This is a genomic window from Vibrio sp. 03_296, assembly GCF_002265885.1.
This window is the reverse complement of the sequence record NZ_NPKW01000969.1, coordinates 1-1112: the sequence shown is the minus strand read 5'-3', so window position 1 is coordinate 1112 and position 1112 is coordinate 1. Positions and strand designations below refer to the sequence as shown.

2 pseudogenes are annotated in these 1112 nt (G+C 46.5%); both read right to left on the bottom strand.

The features are described from left to right. Positions 1–422 (bottom strand): annotated as a pseudogene (locus CIK04_RS29225) (DUF494 family protein); the annotation flags it as partial. 6 nt (positions 423–428) lie between these two features. After that, positions 429–1112 (bottom strand): annotated as a pseudogene (locus tag CIK04_RS29220) (DNA-processing protein DprA); the annotation flags it as partial.

Below are 1112 nucleotides of genomic sequence, written 5' to 3'. Positions count from 1 at the left end.
GTTCTCGTTACCGGGAACATTAGAATGCACMTCAAAATAATCCACTTGAGATCTTCAAGCTCAAACTCATTGGTTTCCAACCCCATCACTCGGTCTATGACCATTTCACGAGTCTCAGTGGTTAACACATTGATCTGTTCTAGAAACAGCAAAAAGCCGCGACATTCTAGATCCAATCGTTGCATCTCTTTAGGTGTGTACACTCGTGTTGAAGAGATCGCACTGCAACGCGAAATAGCAGAGTGATCATCACTCTTTTGTAATGCTGCCAGCTCTTCTAACCAAAGAAGGGCTTTGTAGATATCTTGCTGGTGAAATCCCGCTCGAAGCAACTCGTCTTCAAGCTCATCTTGATCCACTTGTAAATCTGCATCGCTATGGATGTAGGTTTCAAATAGATACATCAGTATATCCATCATCATAGCTAGCTAGCCCCTCCCCCTTCGAATATAGCCACCGTTAACTGCAACAACATGCCCTGAAAGCTCAAGCTCTAAGAGCTGCATCATGACTTCTTGCACAGGTATATTGGTCCTGTTTGCTAGAATATCAACTGGTGTAGCCTCATTACCTACGTTAGCTAACAGCTGAGGAAATGGCAATTGTTCTTCAGTATTAGAGGAAGAAATAAATCCGCTTGTTGGTTTGTCGAACCAGTCAGCAAGGTTTGCACTCACTCAGTTACATCCTCAACGCCAGTGACCAAACAAGCTCCGCTTTTTATCAGCGCGTTTCCACCACGTGCATTGGTAATATGAAGAGAACTAGGCAAAGCAAAGACTTTCTCGGCCTTGCTCAGCGGCATAACGGGCAGTAATCAAAGAGCCACTTTTCCTCTGCTGCTTCGACCACCAAAAACCCCCCAGAGACAAGCCACTAATGATTCGATTTCGACGAGGAAAATGTTCTGCTTTGGCTTTGGTACTCGGACGGAACTCCGAAACCAGCGCACCTTGTTGACAAATTCTCGCGGCAAGACCTTTATGGCGAGCGGGATAAATGTATTGAAAGCCCGAACCAAAGTCACTGCAACGGTTTCACCGCCCGCTGTTCAGCGCCACCATCATGGGCATGGCCATCAATCCCAAGCGGCCAAACCACTGGTCACCACC